1 protein-coding gene is annotated in these 433 nt (G+C 63.5%); it reads left to right on the plus strand.

Features of this window, described 5'->3' with window-relative positions:
* Positions 1-187: 187 nt before the first annotated feature.
* A partial coding sequence (locus D7Y15_RS43815) for a hypothetical protein (RefSeq protein WP_199746082.1) occupies positions 188-433 on the plus strand: 246 nt, incomplete at its 3' end.

Here is a 433-nt window from a genome sequence, read left to right on the forward strand (position 1 = left end):
CAATTCCCCGCAGCAATATAGTAGCGAGCCATATCCGTGTCGCGTCAGGAGAATCCCTTAGGCTCGACGCACGTCCTTCGCTTCACCGGTCGCGAACCGGGCGACGTCCCTGCAAAAGTCGGCCGCTTCGTAACGGCTCCTCCATCATTTTGGGTAGAATGACGCGCGCATCAGCAACGGATGGTCAATGATTGTCGATCCCGCCCGGCCCGGCGTGCCGACCGCCGTTGCACGCGACCTCAAGCCGCGCGAGGCGCGCTACAACACGATCCTGCTGGTGGCGCGGCTGCTCCATGACGGCCGTGAGGATCTATGCCGAATCCGTAATGTCTCTGCCGGAGGCATGCTGATCGAAGGCTGCGTCGCGCTCGCGGTCGGCACACGTATCGAGGTCGAGCTGCGCAACCTTCAGAGCGCCGAGGCGACCGTGGCC

Origin of the sequence: Corallococcus sp. AB030 (assembly GCF_003668965.1) — a bacterium.
Classification (GTDB): domain Bacteria; phylum Myxococcota; class Myxococcia; order Myxococcales; family Myxococcaceae; genus Corallococcus; species Corallococcus exiguus.